We start from the raw sequence: 20,314 nt of genomic DNA, 5'->3' as shown, positions 1-20,314 counted from the left end.
CAATGAATATTGAAATAAAACCTTTGACTAAAGATTTAAAAGAGGATTACCTGTTTCTCTTTGATAATATGGTCCACAAAGAAAACCCTGATTGGTCAAAATGCTATTGTAATGACTATCATTTCCTTGGAGATGTAGAAACATGTACGCGTGATACTAGTCGTTCTTTGATAATTAATCGTATCAATGAAAATGAGCTGCAAGGTTATTTGATTTTTGAAAATGATAACCCAATTGGATGGTGCAATGCAAACGACAGATTAAATTATCAAAGGTTATTGAGAGACTATGATTTGATTGATAATCCTGATGATAAAGTGTGTTCTGTTGTTTGTTTTTTAATACATCCTGATTACAGAAGGCAAGGGATATCCCAAAAGATTCTTGAAAAAGTTATTGCGGATTATTCAAATACAGACTATGATTATATTGAATCATATCCAAGGAAAGGAAAATCGAGCGCGAGTAATTTTAAAGGTCCCATAGAATTATATAAAAGAAACGGTTTCAAATTGCACAAAGAGTATGATGGTTATTATGTAATGAGAAAGACACTAAAATAATTACTGTGCAAAGTAGAGACCGTTGTATAACATTTGACCAAACGCCATAAGTTATAAAAGAATTATGTCGGCATTAGGCGAACTTATTATTTTCGGAATTTATGGGATATTAACTATTCCAATCATTCTGACTTTTATTGTGTTTATTAAACGAAAAAAGAAATGGAATGGCTTTATTTACTTGCTCATTTCTTCAATACCTCTAATGCTTTTTAGTTACAGTCAATATCAAAACAATAGAGAATCAGAATTACTATATGTTGGAACATATTATTTAACCGATTATTATGAGTGTAAATCCTGCATAATAAAACTAAAAGAAGATAATACGTATTCAGTAATTAATAATGATCACGAAATTGAAAGCGGAAAATGGAATTATAGAAGTGGTGGAGATTATTGGATTGTCGACTTGGGAGATTATGGACAACTAGGAAGCGGAAAATTTAAGTATACAAAATATAAAAACGGATTCTCAAAGGACTAAAAATAATTTATAAGCGTAAATCATAATTCAATACAATTTTGTTAATACCCTTGAATTCTTTATATTAGATCAATAAAGTGATTGACCTACAATCATTTAGCTTTATCGAACCCAAATCTGTGTCTTATGAAAACCTATTACACTATAGTCTTGTTTTCCCTATTGTCGTTTAATATTATTTCTGCAACCGACTATCACGTTGGTCCTGGACAACCTCTAACTAATATTTCCGAAGTGCCTTGGGATGCATTACAAGCTGGAGATAAAATATATATCCACTGGAAAAGCACGCCTTATTATGAAAAATGGGTCATAAATGCTCAAGGTACCGCACAAAATAGAATTGAAATTATTGGTGTGAGTGGTCCTAGCGGACAAAAACCTATAATTGACGGAAATGGAGCCGTCACTCCTACCTATTTAAATTATTGGAATGAAGTAAGAGGACTCATAAAAATAGGTGGTTCTAGTGTGCCTTCAGATGGTTTACCAAGCTATATTACTATAGAGAATTTAGAACTACGATCTGTAAGACCTGCCTACACCTTTACCACAGATAATGGTCAAACAGACACCTATGCTAGTAATGCTGCTTCCATTTATATAGAAAAAGGTGAGCATATCATTATTAGAGACTGCATTATTTACGATTCTGGGAATGGTATCTTTATTGGTGCTAATAATGGACAGTCAAAAGATATTCTCATTGCCAATAATTACATATACGATAATGGAATCGTCGGAAGTATTTTTGAGCACAACACCTATACAGAAGCTCTAGGAATTACTTACGAATACAATAGATTTGGTCCTTTAAGAGCTGGTGCCAATGGTAACAACCTTAAAGATAGGTCGGCCGGACTAGTAGTTAGATACAATTGGATTGAAAGCGGAAATCGTCAACTGGATCTTGTCGAATCTGGTACATCAGCATTGTATAACGATCCTTCGTATTCTACAACTTATGTTTATGGTAACATTCTCATAGAACCTAATGGTGCAGGAAACTCTCAAATCATCCATTATGGAGGAGATAATGGAACCACCTCACAATATAGAAAAGGTGATTTTTATTTTTATAATAATACAGTGATATCTACAAGAAACTCTAATACAACTCTAGCTCGACTTTCCACTCAGGATGAAACCATGCACAGTTTTAATAATATTATATATACGTCCAATAATGGGAGTAGTATGGCGATGATTAATGGTGATGGGACTATAAATAGTTATTACAATTGGATCAAAACAAATTGGGTAGATTCACACAGTGGATCGGGTACAGTAAACGATCAAGGTAATAATCTAACGGGCTCAGAGCCATTATTTGTAGATTTTAATAATCAAGATTTTAACTTACAAGACACATCTTTATTAATTGATGCAGGCAGTGCAATTCCGTCCATTCATCTTCCAGATCATGATCTGTTGAATGAATATGTTATGCACACCAATAGTGTTGCCAAACAGGTTGTAAATACGTTGGATATAGGTGCATTTGAAAACCTATCGGCTTTATCTGTTAGCGACTTTCCTCAAGAGCGCATCCTATTGTATCCCAATCCGAGTGCATCGTTGGTTTTTTTAAAAAACATTGAACCCAATACAATTAAGAGCATTGCATTTTATTCAGTGAGTGGGCAATTAGTTTTAACATCAACAGACACAGCTATTGATGTAAGAGCAATTGCTAGTGGGATTTATTTTGTAAAAGTTAATGCTTTAGATACTCAAGCCATATTCCGGTTTATAAAACAATAAACCCGTTGAATCCATCTTTAATATAGTTTTACGAAATAATTAGAATTCGCGGTATTATAAATTTGTAAACGGGAACAAAAGGTCCTGTTTATGGGAGTATAGACCCTAAAAACGCGTATATTTATCTCTATATAACGAGTTGGCAATCAATAAATAAGGAATATGAGTGAAATACACACAACAGAAGAATTAATTACTGCTATTGAGAAAGCGCCAGATTTCTTAGGTAGAAAATTAGTCAAGCTTGCTCCTAATAGAGTATTTGAAATCAATGAAACCATTTGGATTAGGCGTCGTATTATTTTAGAGGGGCAAGGTTCAGTATTACAATTTAAAGGAGAAGGAAACTGTCTAAAAATTGGAGAAGATTATAGTATAAATGACCCAAATCGTCCTGAACCAAAATTTGATTCAACATTGTCCACAATTCGTGACTTAGATATATTAGGAGACCCTACTATATATAATCCAGAAAATGACACTGGTTCTGGAATAGGAATCCTTTGTTGGTCTAATGGATTAAGAGTTTCTAATGTTCGTTTTTTGTATTGGAAAACTGGGATTGAGGTTTCTGGTTCAAACAATCAAAGAAATTCGAACAATACAGTTTTTAGGGATTTGTGGTTCGGTCAATGTAATACTGCCTTAAAGTATCTAGGCGGAGATGCACATGAAGGAATTTTAGATGGATGTCAAATAAGGTCTTGTCAAAATGGTATAGAATTAAGAGATATTTTTCACATGCTCTTTAGCGGAGTCTATGTAGATGGGACAGCAAAGCCAATCATAAATTCTCATGATTACTCTACTTGGATCGGTTGTAGTCCAGATGGTGCTGCTTTATCTAAAGATTTTAAAGGAGGTGGCGCAATCGTTGGTGGAGCTATGGTTTCGGCAGCAAGGAAGATAAAAGCCAAAGGAGACAGAATCGGACGAGGTGATAGTCAGCTTGCATTCACTGTTTTAAATGCAGATGATCCAACAAAAGGAATAAGAGTATTCGTTCCTGGAGAATATAATATAAAGGGAGAAATTGTTCAAGCTCCTATAAAATTTATACAAATTGAAAACCAGAATCCACCTGATGGCCCTAATTATGAATATCATGGAATAGTCTATAATCCAAGTGAAAAAAAATATTATTTAGGTAGTCAAAGATTTATCCCTACTTCTGTTCCTCCGTATGATCCAACTCTAAAAATTGGCGCAAAATGGGATGTAGAATAAAATCGATTGCTAACAACGTGTATAATTCATTGCGAAGCTGGTTAAGCAAAAGAAAAATTCCTACTTTTAATGAAAATCAAATCTAGCGGAAAATAACGTACGTTCTTTTCCGCAACTAATCATACACAAACACGTTACCCAACATTTCCGAAAAAAGTTAAATAAAAACTTAATTCTTAGTACTATATAATTTGATTTCTCTTTCAAAGTAAACTTTTTCTTTTTCATCTGGCTGATCTAACACATCACAATAGTAAACTTTACGAGCAAAAACTCTAACCTTTAAAGGCGTTTTTGGATTAACTTTCGCACAGACTATGTCACCTGATTTAAATTTATTTTCCATGATGATTTTTAAATTTTAATTTTTGCATATTTTCCTAATCATTCTTAATTGTAGTACAAATCATTTTAAACGGTTGGTTAGCCTCAATTGAACTGTTAACCGTACCTGGAATAAGGATTGAACTGCCCTTTTGCAAAAATGTAGAATTATTATTAATAACGACTTCGGCTTTCCCTTCGATTATATAAATAAATCTAGAGAACGGTGACTTTTTATATACCTGAACTTTCCCGAAATCAAAGAGCAATACTTGAATGACACACGTATTTCTAACCAATATATTTTTAACAACAATATTATTAGAAATATATTGTACTATATCAGACAGGTTAAATGTAACGTTTTCCTCAAACTCACCATTTTTCATCTTCCTTTTCTATTCTGAATGTTTTTTTAAATTTCTCTTCAAAATTTTGGCTGCTCTTTTTTCTTTGGCGGTTTTAGCCGCTGGAGTTTTTCCATTTTTTTGTTTCCCTTTTTCCTCTCTAGACATTGTTTTTAATTATTTAATGTGTTTGCCTTAAGTTAATATAAATATCCTTTATTATGTTATAATAAAAACTAAATAAGTTGCATACATCACAGATTGTCTTAGTGGTATAAATTTAAAAAGCAGACTGATTAGTCTGCTTTCTAATGCCAAATAAACTTATTACTTGGACTTCCCTAATTGATTAATAGCAACACAAATATGGTAATGAATTGCTCTACTTTAGTTACATACTTATTTCATTTAGTTACACATAATACTGATTTTATAATAATGAGAAATAATACATTCTTTTATCTTACAGAGTAATTATTCATTTTATAAATTTTCAAGATTACGTTTTCTTTTTTTACCTATTTTTTTGTAGTAAGAAGCTGTATGACCTGTCACTTTTTTAAATTGATTAGATAAATGTGCTGTACTACTATAATTCAGTTTAAAAGCAATTTCGGTGAGATTAAGTTCGTTATAAAGAATCAACTCTTTTGCCCTTTCAATTTTATGCTTAATAATAAAATGTTGAATAGTGATTCCTTTAACTTCAGAAAAAAGATTTGATAAATATGTATAATCATAGTCCAATTTTCCTGCAATATAATCTGAATAATTAGTTTTTGGTATTTCATCAGAATAATGAATCATTTCTATAATTATGTTTTTTATCTTATCAACTAGAATGCTTTTTTTATCATCTAATAATTCTAAACCTGACTTAGCTAAATTTGATTTTAGTTCTTGTCTTTGAGGTTCGGAAATATCTTCTTTTATTTCAATCATACCAAGTTCAACAATTATATAATGTAATCCTAGTTCCTCTAATTCATGTTTTACCATAAGCTTGCACCTTAAACTTACCATGTACTTGATATATAATTTCATTATACTATAACTTTACAATCTTAATTTCTTTTATATAATTTAGGTTGATTATACAAGAAAACCATCTTAATAGATGGTTTTTTCTTTTTAGACTTAGGTAAATTAAACTACACTTACTTTTATAGCGCTTAAGCCTTTTTCGCCTTTTTCCACATCGAATGTTACATTATCGTTCTCTTTTATTTGATCTATAAGATTTGATGTATGAACGAATATTTCTTCTTCAGAGTCTTTTACTGTAATAAAACCAAACCCTTTGGCGTTATTGAAAAATTTTACTGTACCTTCTTTCATAATTGTTTCTTTATTAGTTTTAATTAATTTATTTATAAATCTTTTTACCATAATTTCTAGTTTTAATTAATAACTATTATTAACCCAAATATTTTATTAATAGATGAGATTTGTTTGAGTTTTTGATTCTAAATATCGCTGACTCTTTGATTTGTCTAACTCGTTCTCTCGTTATTCCAAATAACTGAGCTATTTCTACTAAGGTCATTGACGATTCAAAACCTATACCATAATGAAGCTTAATGATGTCTGATTCTCTCTCTGATAGAGAATTCAGTACAGCTACTAAGTCTGTATGGAGCGAGTCTAATAATAACACATTATCTGGTGGAGGATACATATCTGTAATAATAATATTTTGCATATTAATATCTGTTTCTGGAGATAAAGGCGCGTCTATAGAAACACCATATGCTGAACTCTTAATGCAAATATCCACCTCTTCAACAGATACTTCAATAATTTTAGAAATTTCATATGAAGTAGGCTTACGGCCTTGTTTTTGTTCAAAAAAAGTTACTGCTTTTTTTATTTTGTTAATAACACCTATCTTATTTAGTGGCAACCTAACCATTCTTGAGTTTTCTGATAAAGATTGTACTATACCTTGTCTAATCCACCATACGGCATAAGATATAAATTTAAACCCACGAGTTTCATCAAATCGCTTAGCAGCTTTTAACAAACCTAAATTGCCTTCATTTATTAAATCAGGAAGTGACAACCCCTTATTTTGATACTGTTTCGCAACTGATACTACGAATCTTAAATTAGCTTTTGTGAGTTCATCTAAAGCAAGTTTATTACCTGCTTTGATTTGTATTGCTAACTCAACTTCTCTTTCTAATGATATTAAGCTAATTTTACTAATATCATTTAAGTATTTATTAAGTGAATCTTCATTTCTAATTGTAATTTGCTCAATTATTTTAAGTGATTTCATTTAAAACAAGGTTTTATTGAATCGTCCGAATAATAATGAGCCACCATTCTCAAAGGAACTTTTGTCATGAAAAGCATAAATTAACCACAAAATAACCTAGTAACAAATCTGGTTAGGAAGGAAAGTCATAAGTAAATATTATGCAATCTGAGTAAAGAAACGTCTTATTAATGGATTAATATGAGTAAGTCACTTTTATTTTCAGAAAATATCAAAACGTACAAATTAAATTTAAGCAAGCTCAACTATTTTAGGTTCAAAAATGATGAGTCTTAAGAATTATATTAAACGTTTCGAAAATACAGTATTGAATGAATAGGATCTAATATTAAACTGATTTAGAAACTGAAAGCCAATACTGAAATAAACTGTAGGTAACACCGTGTATAATTAACGACTAGTACAGCTTGTACTCAGAAAATCCTGCGAATTTTCCTAATGGTTAGTTCCCTTTTACTATCTTAGACCTAGCCAACATAAATAACCATACACGAACACGTTAGCATTCATTGCAAGCGAGAGAAAATTGAGCAATATAAATTTGAAAACTATGAACACTAATATCTTGCCTCATCACCAGCGTGCAATCAATAACCTTGTGAAAGAATACCAGAACGATAAGCGGTTTAAGGCTTTAATCATCGGCGGATCTGTTGCCAAAGGATGCGCCAGGCCGGATTCAGATATCGATTTTATGATGGTTGCTGCAGATGAAGAATTTATAAATCGACAAAAAGTAGGAGACTTTTTTATCAACCGAACAGACTTGACAGATTATCCCGGTGGCTTTGTGGATGGAAAAGTCATCGATATGCATTACCTCAGGCAAGTTGTTGACAGAGGAAATGAACCCACCCGATCGGCATTTGATCAAGCAATCATAGCTTTTTCAAAAGTAGATAAACTGGCTAGCATCATCCATTCTATCCAGCAATACCCAGAAGCTGACCGAGACCAAAAAATACGAAAATTCTATTCGATGACCTTTATTCAAAATTGGCTAATGGGTGAAGCAGAGCGGCATGGTAACATTTATACGAAAAGCCGAGCCGCATCACAGCTTGTCCTATTTGCCGGAAGGTTGATTCTCACATACAATCGCGTATTTTTCCCATATCATAAGTGGTTTTACGAATATTTGTCAAAATGTAATGCTAAACCCAAGAACCTGATCAAAGAAATGAATCAGGTTTTAAGCCAGCCTACTGTGGAAAATGCTAGTCGGCTGTTCGAAAACATCCGAGGATTTAGGAATTGGAATGTAACTGACATTGAAGCTTTTCGATGGTTTATGGAAGATGTAGAATGGTCCTGGAGAGATAACAAATCACCCCTTGAGGATTGGTAGTATATAAGAAAACGAACAACGAAATGCCAATAACGTGTATAGCTAATTGCTTGTTCTGTGTGTACTCGGACACAAGCGTAGCGAACTGGCGCTAGCAAAATCCTACAGATTTTCCTCTAATTCGTTTTCTATTTACTAACTTAGTCCTAGCCTACTCAACAACTATTAAAGCTAGTAGATTTTTGTTCGGCATTTTGAAAAAATGACGTTAACAAAAACGAACTAGGGAAAATAATCACCGAAGGTAAACCATACACGAACACGTTGTAGATAATTATTAGTATGAACGACTCTCCTGAAATAATAAGAAATAAAGCAACAGGAGACAGCATTGAATTTATTCAAACCGACAAAGGAACTGAAGGACGCATATCTGAATTCATTATGACATTATCACCCAAATCCTCTTGGGCTAAAAGCCCGAAGCACTTTCACGCTTTTCAAACAGAAACATTTAAAGTTATTTTTGGAGAATTAAATTTGAATGTAGGTAAAGAACATCTCGTTTTAACACCTAATCACAATAAAGTAACTGTAGATAAATTTGTGCTTCATAGCTTCTGGAATGACACTAATGAAGAGGTGAAATTCATTGCTGAAATTTACCCTCCTAGAAATATAGAAAAAGGTATTCGAATGACATATGAACTTGCTGGTAAAGGAAAAATCAATAAAAGAAATATTCCATACAACCCTTTTTATAGTTTGATATTGATGAAGCAATTTGATTCCTACTTCCCTTACATACCTTGGAAATTTCAAAGGCTGGTTTTTAATTTTGGCGCTGGAATCGCATCAATGTTCGGATATAAATAATTAATAATGAGTACAATCACAGTTAAAAATACCATCAACATTAAATCCACTAAAGAAAATGTCTGGGGTTTCACCCAAAACTTTGATAACAGAAAAGCTTGGGACGAGTCGATTTTGGAATGTCATGTTCTACAAAAAAAACCTTTTAAACTGATTTCGATAAAAACAATTGGTGGAATTAAAGCCAAACTGAAATATAAAATCTGTGATAAAGCGAATAAAACAACATTGAAACTTATAGATGTTAAATCCTTTATTATTAAAGGTGGTGGTGGATCTTGGAAATATGAAACAGAAAACAATGAAACAAAGTGGTCGCAAGTAAATTCACTGGTTTTTAAAAACAAGTTTTGGTTTTTAATCTTAGGCAATATTTTAAGAAATAGACTCGAAGCTAACACAAAAAAATCAATGGTGATTGCAAAGACTATGATAGAAAATAATAACAACCTACAACAACGTGTATAATTAATCACTTGTTCTGTGCATACTCGGACACGAGTGCAGCGAACTAGCGCTAGCAAAATCCTACAGATTTTCCTCTGGTTCGTTTTTGTTTACTAACTTAGTCCTAGCCAACGCAACTGAACCATACACGAACACGTTGGCAGCAATTACCAATTAAACTTTCGAATTTAATACCTGAATTATTTTTTGCAAAAAAAATTTGCGTAACCAAATAGTTACACATATATTTGTAACCGAATAGTTACATAATTTATGAGAAGAGATGTTTTTCAAGCGATTGCAGACCCAGTTAGAAGAGATATTATCGAATTACTAGCAAAGGATACTTTAAGCGTAAACGAAATAGCTGAACAATTTGACATTAGTAGGCCCGCAATCTCTAAACATTTAAAAATATTAAATGAGTGCGGAATAATAGATTATAACCAAATAGGAAGAGAACGTATATGTTTAATTCAACCACAAAAATTGATTCCTGCTTTTCTATGGATAAAACAATACAATAAACTTTGGGAAGATAGAATAGACTCTTTTGAAAATTATATTAATGAAATTCAAGCAAAACAAAAAAATGAATGATTTAAAAAACAGAACATTAACAATTGAAAAAAACTTTAATGCACCTTTACAGTTGGTTTGGGATGCTTGGACACAATCTGATCACATTATGAAATGGTGGGCACCAAAAGGAATCGACATTAAGGTTATCGAACACAACTTTAAAACTGGTGGAAAATGGAAATATTCTTCCATAATGCCTGATGGCAACGAATTTATAACAGAGGGGGTTTATACAGAAATTGTTAAGCTCAAAAAAATTGTTACTACTGCAGATTTTAAACCAATGACTGAGAATGTAATAATACAAGTATATTTTGAAGAAGATGGAGAAAGAACAAAATTTACTTTCAGTGTAGTCCACCCTACACAAGAATACTGCAAGCAACAAGAAGAATTAGGATTCTACAATGGTTGGGGTTCTGTTTTGAATAGATTAGATGAATTTTTAAATAACTACAAATAACTAAAAACATACAATTATGAAAACAATGACTTGTAACCAATTAGGGGGAGCATGTGAAAAAGAGTTTACTGCCAACACTTTTGAAGAAATAGCAGAAATGAGTAAAAAACACGGTATGGAAATGTTTCAGAAAAACGACAAACCTCATTTAGAAGCCATGGATAAAATGAAAGAATTAATGAAATCTCCAAACGCTATGAAAGAATTTCATGAAAGCAAAATAAGAGAATTTAACAATCTTCCTGAAAAATAATAACCACAAAACGAACTAGGGGAAATAATCACCGAAGGTAAACCATACAAGAACACGTAGGGTGTCATTATGAAAAAACTGATAGATAAAATATTTGGGGAAAAAAATAATATTGAAAAAACATCTTTTTTGACAGTTTCGGATAAGGATTTGACTATATCTGAACGATTTTCAAAATGGATTAATTTAATTGAATCTGGAAATCTGCCAACAGAAAAAATTCAGGGATTGAATTTTGGATTATTCCAATCATCTGATTCTTATATGATGTACTTGATTGGAGCCGAAATATTTGATGAGAAAGATGAAAATTGGGCGTGCGAAGTTGACTATGAACCTGAATATAAGTATTTGGATTTAAACGATTTAAAATTGAACGATTCTGATTGGAAATATGTATTAGATTACTCGGTTGAGTTGATATCGAACTACTTAAAACTTAACGATAGTTTTTTGAGTAAAATAGAAAATATCACGACTGGATTTGACAATGGAAATTTAATACGATTGAAATAAATAACGAACACGTTAGTATACATTAAAAATGACACTCTCCGAAGTTTACTTTTATATGATAATTATAATCTATCAGTTTTTAAGTCTTGTAATTTTGGTATTTACTGAAGATTTGAAAGATGAAAAGCGTTATAAGAAATATTTCAAAATTTCTTTTCTGATTGGGTTACTCGGAATTATTATGGAAGTATTGAATTGGAATTATTTCTGCCGATTTAATTGTGTTCTTATGACTTTTACTCCTTTTCTGACTTTGAATATAGCAAAAGGAACTATGATACTTTTCGAAAAGATTTTTAAAAAAGTTCCATATCAAACCCATCGTGGAAAATTGTCTGACGGAATTTGGATTGAAAACAAGGGAGATATTAAGTATAGAAATTATTACAACAAATACACTTTCAGTATTATGATTTTGCCGATTTTTATAATTACTGGATTATTCATACTGATTAAAGAAAACGTATGCTAATAACGTATATAACTCATTGCTAACTCTGTGTGTACTCGGACACAAACGCAGCGAACTGACGCTAGCAAAATTCTACGGATTTTCCCCTGGTTCGTTTTCTTTTGCTAAATTTAAACTAGCCAACGCATTTGAATGAATAAAACAATATTTGAAATTACCAAAATGGACTGTCCATCGGAGGAAAATTTAATCCGAATGAAATTGGACGGAATTTCAAGTATTGCCAATTTGGACTTTGACATTCAGAATCGAAAATTGATCGTTTTTCACAGCGGAGAAATTGACCAAATCGAAAAGTCCATTATCGAACTGAATTTAGGCGGAAAGAAAATTTCGACCGAACAAACAGACCAAACACAATTCAAAGAAAATACAAACCAAAAAAAATTACTTTGGTCTGTCCTTACCATAAATTTTGCCTTTTTTATTATCGAAATGACGACAGGAATTATATCTAAATCAATGGGATTAGTTGCCGACAGTTTGGATATGCTTGCCGATAGTTTTGTGTACGGAATTAGCTTATTTGCGGTTGGTGGAACGATAATAAAGAAAAAGCGGATTGCGAAACTTGCTGGATATTTTCAAATAATACTTGCTGTCATTGGGTTTGTTGAAGTTCTGCGGCGGTTTTTCGGAGCGGAAAAACTTCCTAATTTTTCGACAATGATTATCGTTTCAATTTTTGCACTTATCGCAAATGGAATCTGTCTTTATATTTTGCAAAAGTCAAAAAGTAAAGAAGAGGCTCATATGAAAGCGAGTATGATTTTCACATCAAACGATGTGATTATCAATTTAGGAGTAATAATAGCTGGACTTTTGGTAAATTGGATGAGTTCAAACAAACCTGATTTAATTATCGGAACAATCGTTTTTGTACTGGTAATTCAAGGAGCATTTAGAATATTAAAATTAAGTAAATAACACTAACCACAACAACGTATATAACTCATTGCGACTGATTTCATAATCGGAATTCATTGCAATTTGCTATCTTTCGGTTACGGTGGAAAATCATACTGATTTTTCTGAAACGAGCCATACGCAAAACCCTTAGCAACAAGCTAAAAAAACAATGCAAGATTATATTGATTTAGCCAAAAAAAATGGAGTGACTTTACTAGACCAAGGAAAATGTCAATTTTGTGGAGCAAATACGAAAAGAGGTATTCATGAATGCTTGGATATATTCAATCTTGGTTTTAAAGACATCGATTTTTCTAAAACAGAAAATCATATGTACAGATTTCTAATCGTTGACTCACATACTTTACAACATCCTGAAATACACGGAAGGTGGAACAACCACTTCCATCTTTCGAGATTGCATTTGATTTTTAAGTATGATGTTGAATGGACATACAGTTTATCACCAAAATTAAGTGCGTATCTTAATCAATATAAGATTTATAAGCAAGATGAATATTTGAATCCTCCTAAAGTTCTTGAAAGAGGAAATATAACAACCACTGACATTCTTGACAAACCCGTAAATGAAATAGAACGCAAGGATTTAATAAAAAAATGGGCATTAGAAGTATATGAGAAATGGGGTATTCATCAAAGTATCGTTGATAATATTGCAAAAGAGTTTTTAAAATTGAATTAAAGACTATCCCAACCAACCTACTCGATCCATACTTCGGTATTGAATGGCTTTAGAAATCTAGCATAATCAACAGCAGCTAACAAATTTGCAATCAGCAAATTTTGCTCCTGATTACGGGAACATAGAACCCAAAAACGCGTATATTTATCTTCATATAAAGCTATACGTTACTCAAGGAAACAGATTAAATAGATGAACTATCAGACATATAAACCAAATAGTAAATTAGAATCCATAGTCAAATTTTATTGGACTTTGGAAGTACCTTTTGACCCAAAAAATCAAAAGCAAAAAATTGTACCTGATGGCTGTATAGAAATGACTTTCAATTTTGGCGACAAGATTAAAAGATATACTTCAGAAAACGACTTTATCCTTCATCCTAATGCAATGCTAATGGGACAGAGAACAAAATCGTACTACATTTTGCCAGTTGGTAATGTTGAAACTTTCGCAATCTGTTTCTATCCTATCGGATTTATAAACTTCATAAAAACATCGCTTGAAAATTTAGTTAACAAGGAAACGCCTATTTCAAAACTTTTTGAACCAACAGAGGCTAATGATTTAGAGAAGCAAATGACTCAAGCTACTGATACTCAAGAAAGGATTAAAATTATTGAAACTTTTCTACTTAAAAAACTTAATGATAAAGATACGGTTAGCAACATTGTAAAATCTACAGTTGATGCTCTTCTCAAAACAAATGGGACAACTTCCATAAATGCTATTTTGAAAGATAATGTTTCAAAGAGAAGACAACTTGAAAGGTATTTTAGAAAACAAGTTGGAATTAGCCCTAAGCAATTAGGTAAGGCTATTCGATTGCAAACCACTTTAAATTTGTTGCTCAACAAAAAATCAGAAACTTTAACTGATATTGCATATGAGAATGAGTATTTCGATCAAAACCATTTCATAAAAGACTTTAAAGACCTTGTAGGAATTACACCAAAAGAGTTTTTAGGAAATGAACATATGGCTCTGTCTGCACTTTTCTACAAATAAATTTTATAGTGTCGCATTTCTACTATTTTGACTTTTAGCTTACCATTAATTTTGTATTTGAATTAAAATTAGCGCATCAATGACAGTCAAAAAAATAATTTTAGCTGCAATTGTTTCTGTAATGTGTTTTGCTTCCTGCAAAAATCCAAACAAAACAAATCCTGAAACAGCAACAAAAGACACTATAACAAAAGCAGAAGATATGAAAAATTACATTTCAATATTTGAGATTCCAGCAACGGACATTTCACGAGCGATCAACTTTTACAAGGAAATTTTAGAAGTAGAAATTGAAAAGTTAGATTTCCCAGAGATGGAAATGGGCTTATTGCCTTACCAAGACCAAATGGTTACAGGAGTAATTATGAAAGGTGAAGGTTACGAACCTTCTGTCAACGGAGTCACTATTTACCTGAATGGTGGAGATAATTTGCAAACTATTCTTGATAAGGTAGAAGAACATGGAGGAAAAATAATGATTCCTAAAACACCTCACGCTGACGAGAGTGGATATTTTGCTATTTTCCATGACTCAGAAGGAAACAAAATTGGACTTCATTCACCAAATTGAAATAGAGCGAATACACAACAATGTGCATAAGCAAAAGCGGTTTAAGTGCATACTTGAACCGTTTTTCATTTTATTAAAGTATATTGTATTTCGAAGCGTTGTCGTATAAAATCCGCCACTGCGCATACACCAACACGTTGTAATTAATCTTTTAAATTAAGTCTTATGCTGAAACTAATTTTTATAGCACTAGCATTTTCAACAAATCTGGTGTATTCACAGACAGAAAACAAGCCGTGTCCAAGAAATCAACCCGTTACAGCATATCATTCTAAGGAAAGTAAAATTTTCCTTTTCGGAGGTTATTGCAGTAGTGAAAAAAAAAGATTAAACGACTTTTGGAAATTTGACGGAAAAACTTGGAATGCTATACAAACAGATGTAGCTCCTGAACCTAGAAGCGGACATTCGATGATTTATGATTCAGCTAACAATCGTCTTTTAGTATTTGGTGGCAAAAATGAAAATGGAACTATTCTGAACGATTTATGGTCATGGAATGGTGATAATTGGAAAAAACTGAACGAATCCGGCCCAATTCCTAGGCAGTCACATAGAATGGTATTTAATACCGATAATGGTGATGTTTTTCTTTTCGGCGGATCAAACGCTTTAGGTCAGTCACTAAATGATACTTGGGTTTTCAGGAATGAAAAATGGTTGGAATTGAAATCAAAGGACTTACCTCCTCCTCGCTTACAACATACAATGGCTTATGATCAACAACAAAAAAAAGTAGTCCTTTTTGGAGGTTTCAGTAAAAATGGAACTGATAAAACTATTTACGGAGACACCTGGGAATGGCAATTACTAGAAGGTTGGAAACTAATTAATAAAAATGATCTATTGGCTAGAGACCACCATGCTATGGCATATGATGCAAAATCTAAAAGGATAATCCTATTTGGAGGATATAACAAACAATATTTAGGTGACACCCTGAGTTGGAATGGTAACAAATGGGTTTTAATTACAAATGAAGGTCCATCCAAAAGAGCAGGAAAACCAGCCTTGATGTATAGCTTTAAAGATGAATCATTAATTTTATTTGGAGGATGGGATAAAACTAATAAGCCGCTAATGGATTTTTGGAAATTTAATTCATATTCAAACTATTGGGAAGTCTACAATAAAAAATAAAAATCACTGACTATATAAAACAATTTAAAACTATGAGAGGAATAAGTATGTACCTCACGTTAAATACAGAAAAAAAGTAAATGAGTTTTTGGGTAATAACTTTTGGTATGATAACAGCGGATCCTTAGCAAATCGTGTTTTATTGCATCGAATTGAGAACAAATTAACAATGAGTAAATTGGTTAAATTATTGAATATAAGGTATCATACTATTGAACGGATTGAAAAAAAAGAAGTAATCAATTCCGAAACTATGAGGCAAACAGTTAACAATTTTATTAGTTAAATATTCATGAAAAGGTTATAGATTTCAAAACAATAATTAAAAAGGGCATGTTCTTAAATCCTTCGCTGAATGTCAATACATAGTAAAAAAGATGTTCATTTGAATATAGTCATTATTTTTATTCAGTTCTCTTATAATTCTGACCACTTTTAAACCCACAGTATGTTAGAAATATTAGTAATACTATTTGTGCTATTAAGAAGACACTAGATAATATTCCAAAATCATTTTCACTAGTATTATTAGTAGGAGGCTCAACTCCTTCCACACTCAAAGGCGGATAGATTGTCCAACCTGATACTCTATGCATTTCAGAATCTAAAATTGAAGTAATTTTACTTACCAATAAAATCAAAATAATTGTCACGGTAATTAAAATTATGTTTACCGTTAAATTTCTAAATTTCCAACGTAGCGTTCTGAAAAGATAAACTCCAAAAAACACAATAACGGCAAGAAGCAAAATAAAATTGATATTAGGAATTACAAAATAAGTATCGTGAACATTTATATCAAATACTGAATCAGATTTATAGCCACGAGTTCCAAAAGCAATGAGGTTAACGATTAATGCTAAGACGATGGTTCCGATCACCCAAAAAACTTCCTTTCTTTTTGATGAATTATTTAAGCATTTCTTTTCTGACATTATGTATAACGTGTTTGTATATGGTTAGCCTTTTAATTCTTCGAGTTTAAATTCAATATCACCTACTATATCAATAGAGTTATCATGAACACTGTATTTTTTAGATTAATAATTAATTTTTTGAAATAAACTCGGGTACGACAAATAAAATGATTTGTTCAATACAAAATATACGTAGAACTACGTATATTTATTTCAATACTTAACCCAACCAACCTTCTCTATCCATACTTCGGTATTGAATGGCTTCGGAAATGTGAGTTCCCATAATTTCCTCTGAAGCTTCTAAATCGGCAATAGTTCGCGATACTTTTAGAATACGATCATAAGCTCTCGCAGATAAGTTTAACTGCTCCATAGCATGTTTCAAAAGATCTAATGAAGCTTTATCGAGTTTGCAATACTTACGAATGTGCTTGACAGTCATTTGTGCATTATAATGCACTGTTTCCGAATTTGCAAAACGTAGGGTTTGTACCACTCTAGCTTCTGTCACACGCCTTCTTATCTCTACTGAAGATTCGCCTTTTCTATCATCGGATAATTTATCAAAAGGCACAGGTGTCACCTCTATATGTATATCGATACGATCCAATAATGGTCCAGACACCTTACTCAAATATCGTTGCATTTCCGCAGGCGATGATGTCACAGGAGCATTGGGATCATTAAAATAACCTCCCGGACTCGGGTTCATGCTGGCAACTAGCATAAATGATGATGGATAAGTTACCGTGAATTTTGCTCTGGAGATGGTGACTTCTCTATCTTCTAAGGGTTGTCGCATTACTTCTAGAACTTCACGCTTAAATTCTGGTAGCTCATCTAAAAACAACACACCATTATGAGACAACGATATTTCTCCTGGTTGTGGATAACTGCCGCCTCCAACTAGAGCGACATTGGAAATGGTATGATGCGGACTGCGAAACGGACGCTGTGACATGAGTCCTGTATGTGCTTTTACACGTCCAACAACCGAATGTATTTTAGTCGTCTCTAAAGCTTCGTGTAATGTCATTGGCGGCAAAATACTAGGCAATCGTTTGGCGAGCATGGTCTTCCCTGCTCCTGGTGGTCCAATCAAAATGATGTTATGTCCGCCAGCTGCTGCGATTTCCATACAACGCTTTATGCTTTCTTGTCCTTTGACATCGCTAAAATCAAATTCTGGAAAGTCTAAATTCTTATAAAATTCTTCTCGAGTATTGATAATAGTTTGTTCCAAAGGTTCTTCTTTATCAAAATAGTCAATGACTTGCTTGATATTATCTACACCATAAACATCTAAACCATCTACAATTGCTGCTTCTTTAGCATTCTGCTTCGGAAGGATAAATCCTTTAAAACCCTCTTCCCTAGCTTTAACTGCTATAGGCAAAGCGCCTTTTATAGGTTGTAGGTTTCCGTCGAGAGATAATTCACCCATAATAAGATAGTCATCAAGGTACTTGGCTTTAATTTGTTTGGATGCTACAAGAATACCAATAGCCAATGTAAGATCGTAAGCAGAACCCTCTTTACGTAGGTCGGCTGGAGACATGTTAATAATGATCTTCTTCCCTGGAATTTTATAACCGTTATTTTGAAGTGCAGCAGCAATACGAAAATTACTTTCTTTAATTGCATTATCTGGCAAACCTACCAAATGATAGCCAATACCAGAATCGACATTAACTTCTACAGTTATCGTGGTAGCTTCAACACCAAAGACAGCACTACCAAAAACTTTTTTAAGCATAAACAGAATATTTTTCTAAATATAGAAAATATTCTATAAATTATATAAATAGAAGTTATTTAATCAGATAGGTGAGATCACCTTTTATTTTTGAGCGCATCTGTAGGTTTAGGAACAAAGTGTCCTTTTCCACCTGCTCTATCATCATCAAACGTTACAGGAATATCATCATTAAGTGTGCGTTCATCCCAAGTTATATGTTGGGTACCATCATCCTTTTTGACCATTGTAATACAGTCTTCAACTGGGCAAACCAAAGAACACAAATTACATCCTACGCAGTTTTCTTCAATAATACTCGGAATTCTATTTGCTGGATCATCAGATAATGCAATGGCCTGATGCGCACCATCATCACAAGCTATATAACATAAATCACAGCCAATACATTTATCAGCATTAATTTCGGCTATGACCTTATGCTTTAAATTAAGGTGTTTCCACTCTGTAACATTTGGCAATGCTTTACCTGCAAAGTCATAAATGGTGTTGTATCCTTTGTCTTCCATAAACTGACGTAAACCAGCTTCCATCTCACGTACAATACCAAAGCCATAATGCATTACAGCAGTACACACCTGAACAGATGTAGCTCCTAACAAGATAAACTCTACAACATCACGCCATGTTTCAATGCCACCAATACCAGATAATGGTACTTTTCCAATTTCAGGATGCTGTGCTAAATCTTTTAGCATGTGCATAGCAATCGGTTTAACTGCTGGACCACAGTAACCACCATTTGTCCCTTTTCCATCTACAATTGGATATGGTGCATAGGAATCTAAGTCAATACCAACAATACTCTTAATTGTATTGATTAACGAAATAGAGTCTGTTCCACCTTGAACCGCAGCTAATCCAGGATCGGTGATATGAGATATATTTGGTGATAGCTTTGTAATTACAGGGATTTTAGCGGCCTCTTTAACCCAACCAACAATTGTTTTTAACACTTCTGGCTCTTGACCAACAGCAGATCCCATTCCTCTTTCACACATACCATGAGGACAACCAAAATTAAGTTCTATTCCATCGGCTCCTGCATTTTCAACATCCTTGATAATTTGTTCCCACTCTGCTCTGCTCTCCACCATTAAAGATGCGATAACAGCATGATCTGGAAAATATTTTTTTACTTCTTCGATTTCCCTGAGATTATCAGCTAAAGGTCTATCTGTAATTAACTCAATATTATTGAAACCCATCATTCTGGTATTTCTATAATTTACAGAACCGTAACGACTAGACACATTAACAACTGGCACACCTAATGTTTTCCATACTGCTCCTCCCCAACCTGCTTCAAAGGCCTTCATAATTTGGTATCCAGAATTTGTTGGTGGCGCTGAGGCCAACCAAAAAGGGTTAGGTGCTTTTATACCTGCAAAATTTATTGATAAATCTACCATGTCTA

General features: G+C 32.8%; 24 protein-coding genes. 17 read left to right on the top strand and 7 right to left on the bottom strand.

All coding sequences use genetic code 11. From position 1 onward, the window contains the following. Positions 1-2: 2 nt before the first annotated feature. The 4 genes from Q0783_RS17460 (at position 3) to Q0783_RS17445 (ending at position 4,041) form a co-directional block, all read left to right on the top strand. Positions 3-563 carry an N-acetyltransferase gene (locus Q0783_RS17460; RefSeq protein WP_298897290.1) on the top strand — a complete coding sequence of 187 codons (561 nt, stop codon included), beginning with the start codon at positions 3-5 and terminating at the stop codon, positions 561-563. A gap of 64 nt (positions 564-627) precedes the next feature. Continuing rightward, positions 628-1,050 (top strand): hypothetical protein, encoded by a 423-nt coding sequence (locus tag Q0783_RS17455; RefSeq protein ID WP_298897288.1) that lies wholly within the window; start codon positions 628-630, stop codon positions 1,048-1,050. Positions 1,051-1,176: 126 nt separating this feature from the next. Beyond that, entirely contained in the window at positions 1,177-2,814 is a 1,638-nt protein-coding gene (locus tag Q0783_RS17450) for a T9SS type A sorting domain-containing protein (RefSeq protein ID WP_298897286.1), read from the top strand. Between the two features lie 162 nt (positions 2,815-2,976). Beyond that, positions 2,977-4,041 carry a hypothetical protein gene (locus Q0783_RS17445; protein ID WP_298897284.1) on the top strand — a complete coding sequence of 355 codons (1,065 nt, stop codon included), beginning with the start codon at positions 2,977-2,979 and terminating at the stop codon, positions 4,039-4,041. Between the two features lie 169 nt (positions 4,042-4,210). Here the strand turns inward: Q0783_RS17445 and Q0783_RS17440 are convergent, their stop codons facing one another. The 4 genes from Q0783_RS17440 to Q0783_RS17425 form a co-directional block, all read right to left on the bottom strand. Beyond that, a complete protein-coding gene (locus tag Q0783_RS17440) occupies positions 4,211-4,387 on the bottom strand; it encodes a hypothetical protein (protein ID WP_298897282.1) in 177 nt (58 codons plus the stop codon). An 808-nt stretch (positions 4,388-5,195) separates the two neighbouring features. Further along, entirely contained in the window at positions 5,196-5,756 is a 561-nt protein-coding gene (locus Q0783_RS17435; RefSeq protein WP_298897280.1) for an AraC family transcriptional regulator, read from the bottom strand. Positions 5,757-5,858: 102 nt separating this feature from the next. Further along, positions 5,859-6,101: a cold shock domain-containing protein gene (locus tag Q0783_RS17430; RefSeq protein ID WP_366915448.1), complete on the bottom strand. Its 243-nt coding sequence runs from the start codon at positions 6,099-6,101 to the stop codon at positions 5,859-5,861. A gap of 28 nt (positions 6,102-6,129) precedes the next feature. Beyond that, complete coding sequence (locus tag Q0783_RS17425; protein WP_298897277.1) at positions 6,130-6,993, bottom strand: RNA polymerase sigma factor RpoD/SigA; 864 nt, start codon at positions 6,991-6,993, stop codon at positions 6,130-6,132. A gap of 550 nt (positions 6,994-7,543) precedes the next feature. Here Q0783_RS17425 and Q0783_RS17420 point away from each other — a divergent pair. From Q0783_RS17420 to Q0783_RS17360, 13 genes are all read left to right on the top strand, one after another. Continuing rightward, the gene (locus Q0783_RS17420; RefSeq protein ID WP_298897274.1) at positions 7,544-8,341 is read left to right on the top strand and encodes a nucleotidyltransferase domain-containing protein; all 798 of its coding nucleotides are present in this window, start codon (positions 7,544-7,546) and stop codon (positions 8,339-8,341) included. 282 nt (positions 8,342-8,623) lie between these two features. Continuing rightward, positions 8,624-9,157, top strand: a complete 534-nt coding sequence (locus tag Q0783_RS17415; RefSeq protein WP_298897272.1) for a hypothetical protein — start codon at positions 8,624-8,626, stop codon at positions 9,155-9,157. A 6-nt stretch (positions 9,158-9,163) separates the two neighbouring features. After that, positions 9,164-9,625 carry a hypothetical protein gene (locus tag Q0783_RS17410; protein ID WP_298897270.1) on the top strand — a complete coding sequence of 154 codons (462 nt, stop codon included), beginning with the start codon at positions 9,164-9,166 and terminating at the stop codon, positions 9,623-9,625. A gap of 252 nt (positions 9,626-9,877) precedes the next feature. Next, positions 9,878-10,204: a metalloregulator ArsR/SmtB family transcription factor gene (locus tag Q0783_RS17405; RefSeq protein WP_298897268.1), complete on the top strand. Its 327-nt coding sequence runs from the start codon at positions 9,878-9,880 to the stop codon at positions 10,202-10,204. Beyond that, positions 10,173-10,649: an SRPBCC domain-containing protein gene (locus Q0783_RS17400; protein WP_298897266.1), complete on the top strand. Its 477-nt coding sequence runs from the start codon at positions 10,173-10,175 to the stop codon at positions 10,647-10,649. The genes Q0783_RS17405 and Q0783_RS17400 overlap by 32 nt, the downstream gene beginning before the upstream one ends. Before the next feature lie 16 nt (positions 10,650-10,665). Continuing rightward, on the top strand, positions 10,666-10,902 hold the full coding sequence (locus tag Q0783_RS17395; RefSeq protein ID WP_298897264.1) for a DUF1059 domain-containing protein: 237 nt from the start codon (positions 10,666-10,668) through the stop codon (positions 10,900-10,902). Between the two features lie 69 nt (positions 10,903-10,971). Beyond that, positions 10,972-11,418, top strand: a complete 447-nt coding sequence (locus Q0783_RS17390; RefSeq protein ID WP_298897263.1) for a hypothetical protein — start codon at positions 10,972-10,974, stop codon at positions 11,416-11,418. Positions 11,419-11,446: 28 nt separating this feature from the next. After that, entirely contained in the window at positions 11,447-11,890 is a 444-nt protein-coding gene (locus Q0783_RS17385) for a hypothetical protein (protein WP_298897261.1), read from the top strand. A 132-nt stretch (positions 11,891-12,022) separates the two neighbouring features. Next, positions 12,023-12,817: a cation transporter gene (locus Q0783_RS17380; RefSeq protein WP_298897259.1), complete on the top strand. Its 795-nt coding sequence runs from the start codon at positions 12,023-12,025 to the stop codon at positions 12,815-12,817. A 187-nt stretch (positions 12,818-13,004) separates the two neighbouring features. Next, positions 13,005-13,502, top strand: coding sequence for a DUF5946 family protein (locus Q0783_RS17375; RefSeq protein WP_298897258.1), 498 nt, complete (start codon positions 13,005-13,007; stop codon positions 13,500-13,502). 192 nt (positions 13,503-13,694) lie between these two features. Next, positions 13,695-14,510, top strand: a complete 816-nt coding sequence (locus Q0783_RS17370; protein WP_298897256.1) for a helix-turn-helix domain-containing protein — start codon at positions 13,695-13,697, stop codon at positions 14,508-14,510. A gap of 79 nt (positions 14,511-14,589) precedes the next feature. Continuing rightward, positions 14,590-15,081 carry a VOC family protein gene (locus Q0783_RS17365; RefSeq protein WP_298897254.1) on the top strand — a complete coding sequence of 164 codons (492 nt, stop codon included), beginning with the start codon at positions 14,590-14,592 and terminating at the stop codon, positions 15,079-15,081. A 165-nt stretch (positions 15,082-15,246) separates the two neighbouring features. After that, complete coding sequence (locus Q0783_RS17360; RefSeq protein ID WP_298897253.1) at positions 15,247-16,221, top strand: kelch repeat-containing protein; 975 nt, start codon at positions 15,247-15,249, stop codon at positions 16,219-16,221. A gap of 404 nt (positions 16,222-16,625) precedes the next feature. Here Q0783_RS17360 and Q0783_RS17355 read toward each other — a convergent pair whose 3' ends face one another. The 3 genes from Q0783_RS17355 to preA form a co-directional block, all read right to left on the bottom strand. Beyond that, positions 16,626-17,156: a hypothetical protein gene (locus Q0783_RS17355; RefSeq protein WP_298897252.1), complete on the bottom strand. Its 531-nt coding sequence runs from the start codon at positions 17,154-17,156 to the stop codon at positions 16,626-16,628. 202 nt (positions 17,157-17,358) lie between these two features. Next, a complete protein-coding gene (locus tag Q0783_RS17350) occupies positions 17,359-18,897 on the bottom strand; it encodes a YifB family Mg chelatase-like AAA ATPase (RefSeq protein WP_298897251.1) in 1,539 nt (512 codons plus the stop codon). A 77-nt stretch (positions 18,898-18,974) separates the two neighbouring features. Beyond that, complete coding sequence (preA, locus tag Q0783_RS17345; protein WP_298897250.1) at positions 18,975-20,309, bottom strand: NAD-dependent dihydropyrimidine dehydrogenase subunit PreA; 1,335 nt, start codon at positions 20,307-20,309, stop codon at positions 18,975-18,977. Positions 20,310-20,314 lie beyond the last annotated feature (5 nt).

Source organism: uncultured Psychroserpens sp. (genome assembly GCF_947500255.1).
GTDB lineage: Bacteria > Bacteroidota > Bacteroidia > Flavobacteriales > Flavobacteriaceae > Psychroserpens.
This window is presented reverse-complemented; position numbering and strand designations above follow the sequence as displayed.

What these genes read in the sequence shown, in the direction of transcription:
- Q0783_RS17445 (WP_298897284.1), top strand. Translation starts at nt 2,977, where the DNA reads ATGAGTGAAATACACACAACAGAAGAATTAATTACTGCTATTGAGAAA.
- Q0783_RS17355 (WP_298897252.1), bottom strand. Translation starts at nt 17,156, where the DNA reads ATGTCAGAAAAGAAATGCTTAAATAATTCATCAAAAAGAAAGGAAGTT.
- Q0783_RS17435 (WP_298897280.1), bottom strand. Translation starts at nt 5,756, where the DNA reads ATGAAATTATATATCAAGTACATGGTAAGTTTAAGGTGCAAGCTTATG.
- Q0783_RS17370 (WP_298897256.1), top strand. Translation starts at nt 13,695, where the DNA reads ATGAACTATCAGACATATAAACCAAATAGTAAATTAGAATCCATAGTC.
- Q0783_RS17395 (WP_298897264.1), top strand. Translation starts at nt 10,666, where the DNA reads ATGAAAACAATGACTTGTAACCAATTAGGGGGAGCATGTGAAAAAGAG.
- Q0783_RS17385 (WP_298897261.1), top strand. Translation starts at nt 11,447, where the DNA reads ATGACACTCTCCGAAGTTTACTTTTATATGATAATTATAATCTATCAG.
- Q0783_RS17360 (WP_298897253.1), top strand. Translation starts at nt 15,247, where the DNA reads ATGCTGAAACTAATTTTTATAGCACTAGCATTTTCAACAAATCTGGTG.
- Q0783_RS17450 (WP_298897286.1), top strand. Translation starts at nt 1,177, where the DNA reads ATGAAAACCTATTACACTATAGTCTTGTTTTCCCTATTGTCGTTTAAT.
- Q0783_RS17460 (WP_298897290.1), top strand. Translation starts at nt 3, where the DNA reads ATGAATATTGAAATAAAACCTTTGACTAAAGATTTAAAAGAGGATTAC.
- Q0783_RS17420 (WP_298897274.1), top strand. Translation starts at nt 7,544, where the DNA reads ATGAACACTAATATCTTGCCTCATCACCAGCGTGCAATCAATAACCTT.
- Q0783_RS17440 (WP_298897282.1), bottom strand. Translation starts at nt 4,387, where the DNA reads ATGGAAAATAAATTTAAATCAGGTGACATAGTCTGTGCGAAAGTTAAT.
- Q0783_RS17350 (WP_298897251.1), bottom strand. Translation starts at nt 18,897, where the DNA reads ATGCTTAAAAAAGTTTTTGGTAGTGCTGTCTTTGGTGTTGAAGCTACC.
- Q0783_RS17390 (WP_298897263.1), top strand. Translation starts at nt 10,972, where the DNA reads ATGAAAAAACTGATAGATAAAATATTTGGGGAAAAAAATAATATTGAA.
- Q0783_RS17425 (WP_298897277.1), bottom strand. Translation starts at nt 6,993, where the DNA reads ATGAAATCACTTAAAATAATTGAGCAAATTACAATTAGAAATGAAGAT.
- Q0783_RS17380 (WP_298897259.1), top strand. Translation starts at nt 12,023, where the DNA reads ATGAATAAAACAATATTTGAAATTACCAAAATGGACTGTCCATCGGAG.
- Q0783_RS17400 (WP_298897266.1), top strand. Translation starts at nt 10,173, where the DNA reads ATGAAATTCAAGCAAAACAAAAAAATGAATGATTTAAAAAACAGAACA.
- preA (WP_298897250.1), bottom strand. Translation starts at nt 20,309, where the DNA reads ATGGTAGATTTATCAATAAATTTTGCAGGTATAAAAGCACCTAACCCT.
- Q0783_RS17410 (WP_298897270.1), top strand. Translation starts at nt 9,164, where the DNA reads ATGAGTACAATCACAGTTAAAAATACCATCAACATTAAATCCACTAAA.
- Q0783_RS17415 (WP_298897272.1), top strand. Translation starts at nt 8,624, where the DNA reads ATGAACGACTCTCCTGAAATAATAAGAAATAAAGCAACAGGAGACAGC.
- Q0783_RS17405 (WP_298897268.1), top strand. Translation starts at nt 9,878, where the DNA reads ATGAGAAGAGATGTTTTTCAAGCGATTGCAGACCCAGTTAGAAGAGAT.
- Q0783_RS17430 (WP_366915448.1), bottom strand. Translation starts at nt 6,101, where the DNA reads ATGGTAAAAAGATTTATAAATAAATTAATTAAAACTAATAAAGAAACA.
- Q0783_RS17365 (WP_298897254.1), top strand. Translation starts at nt 14,590, where the DNA reads ATGACAGTCAAAAAAATAATTTTAGCTGCAATTGTTTCTGTAATGTGT.
- Q0783_RS17455 (WP_298897288.1), top strand. Translation starts at nt 628, where the DNA reads ATGTCGGCATTAGGCGAACTTATTATTTTCGGAATTTATGGGATATTA.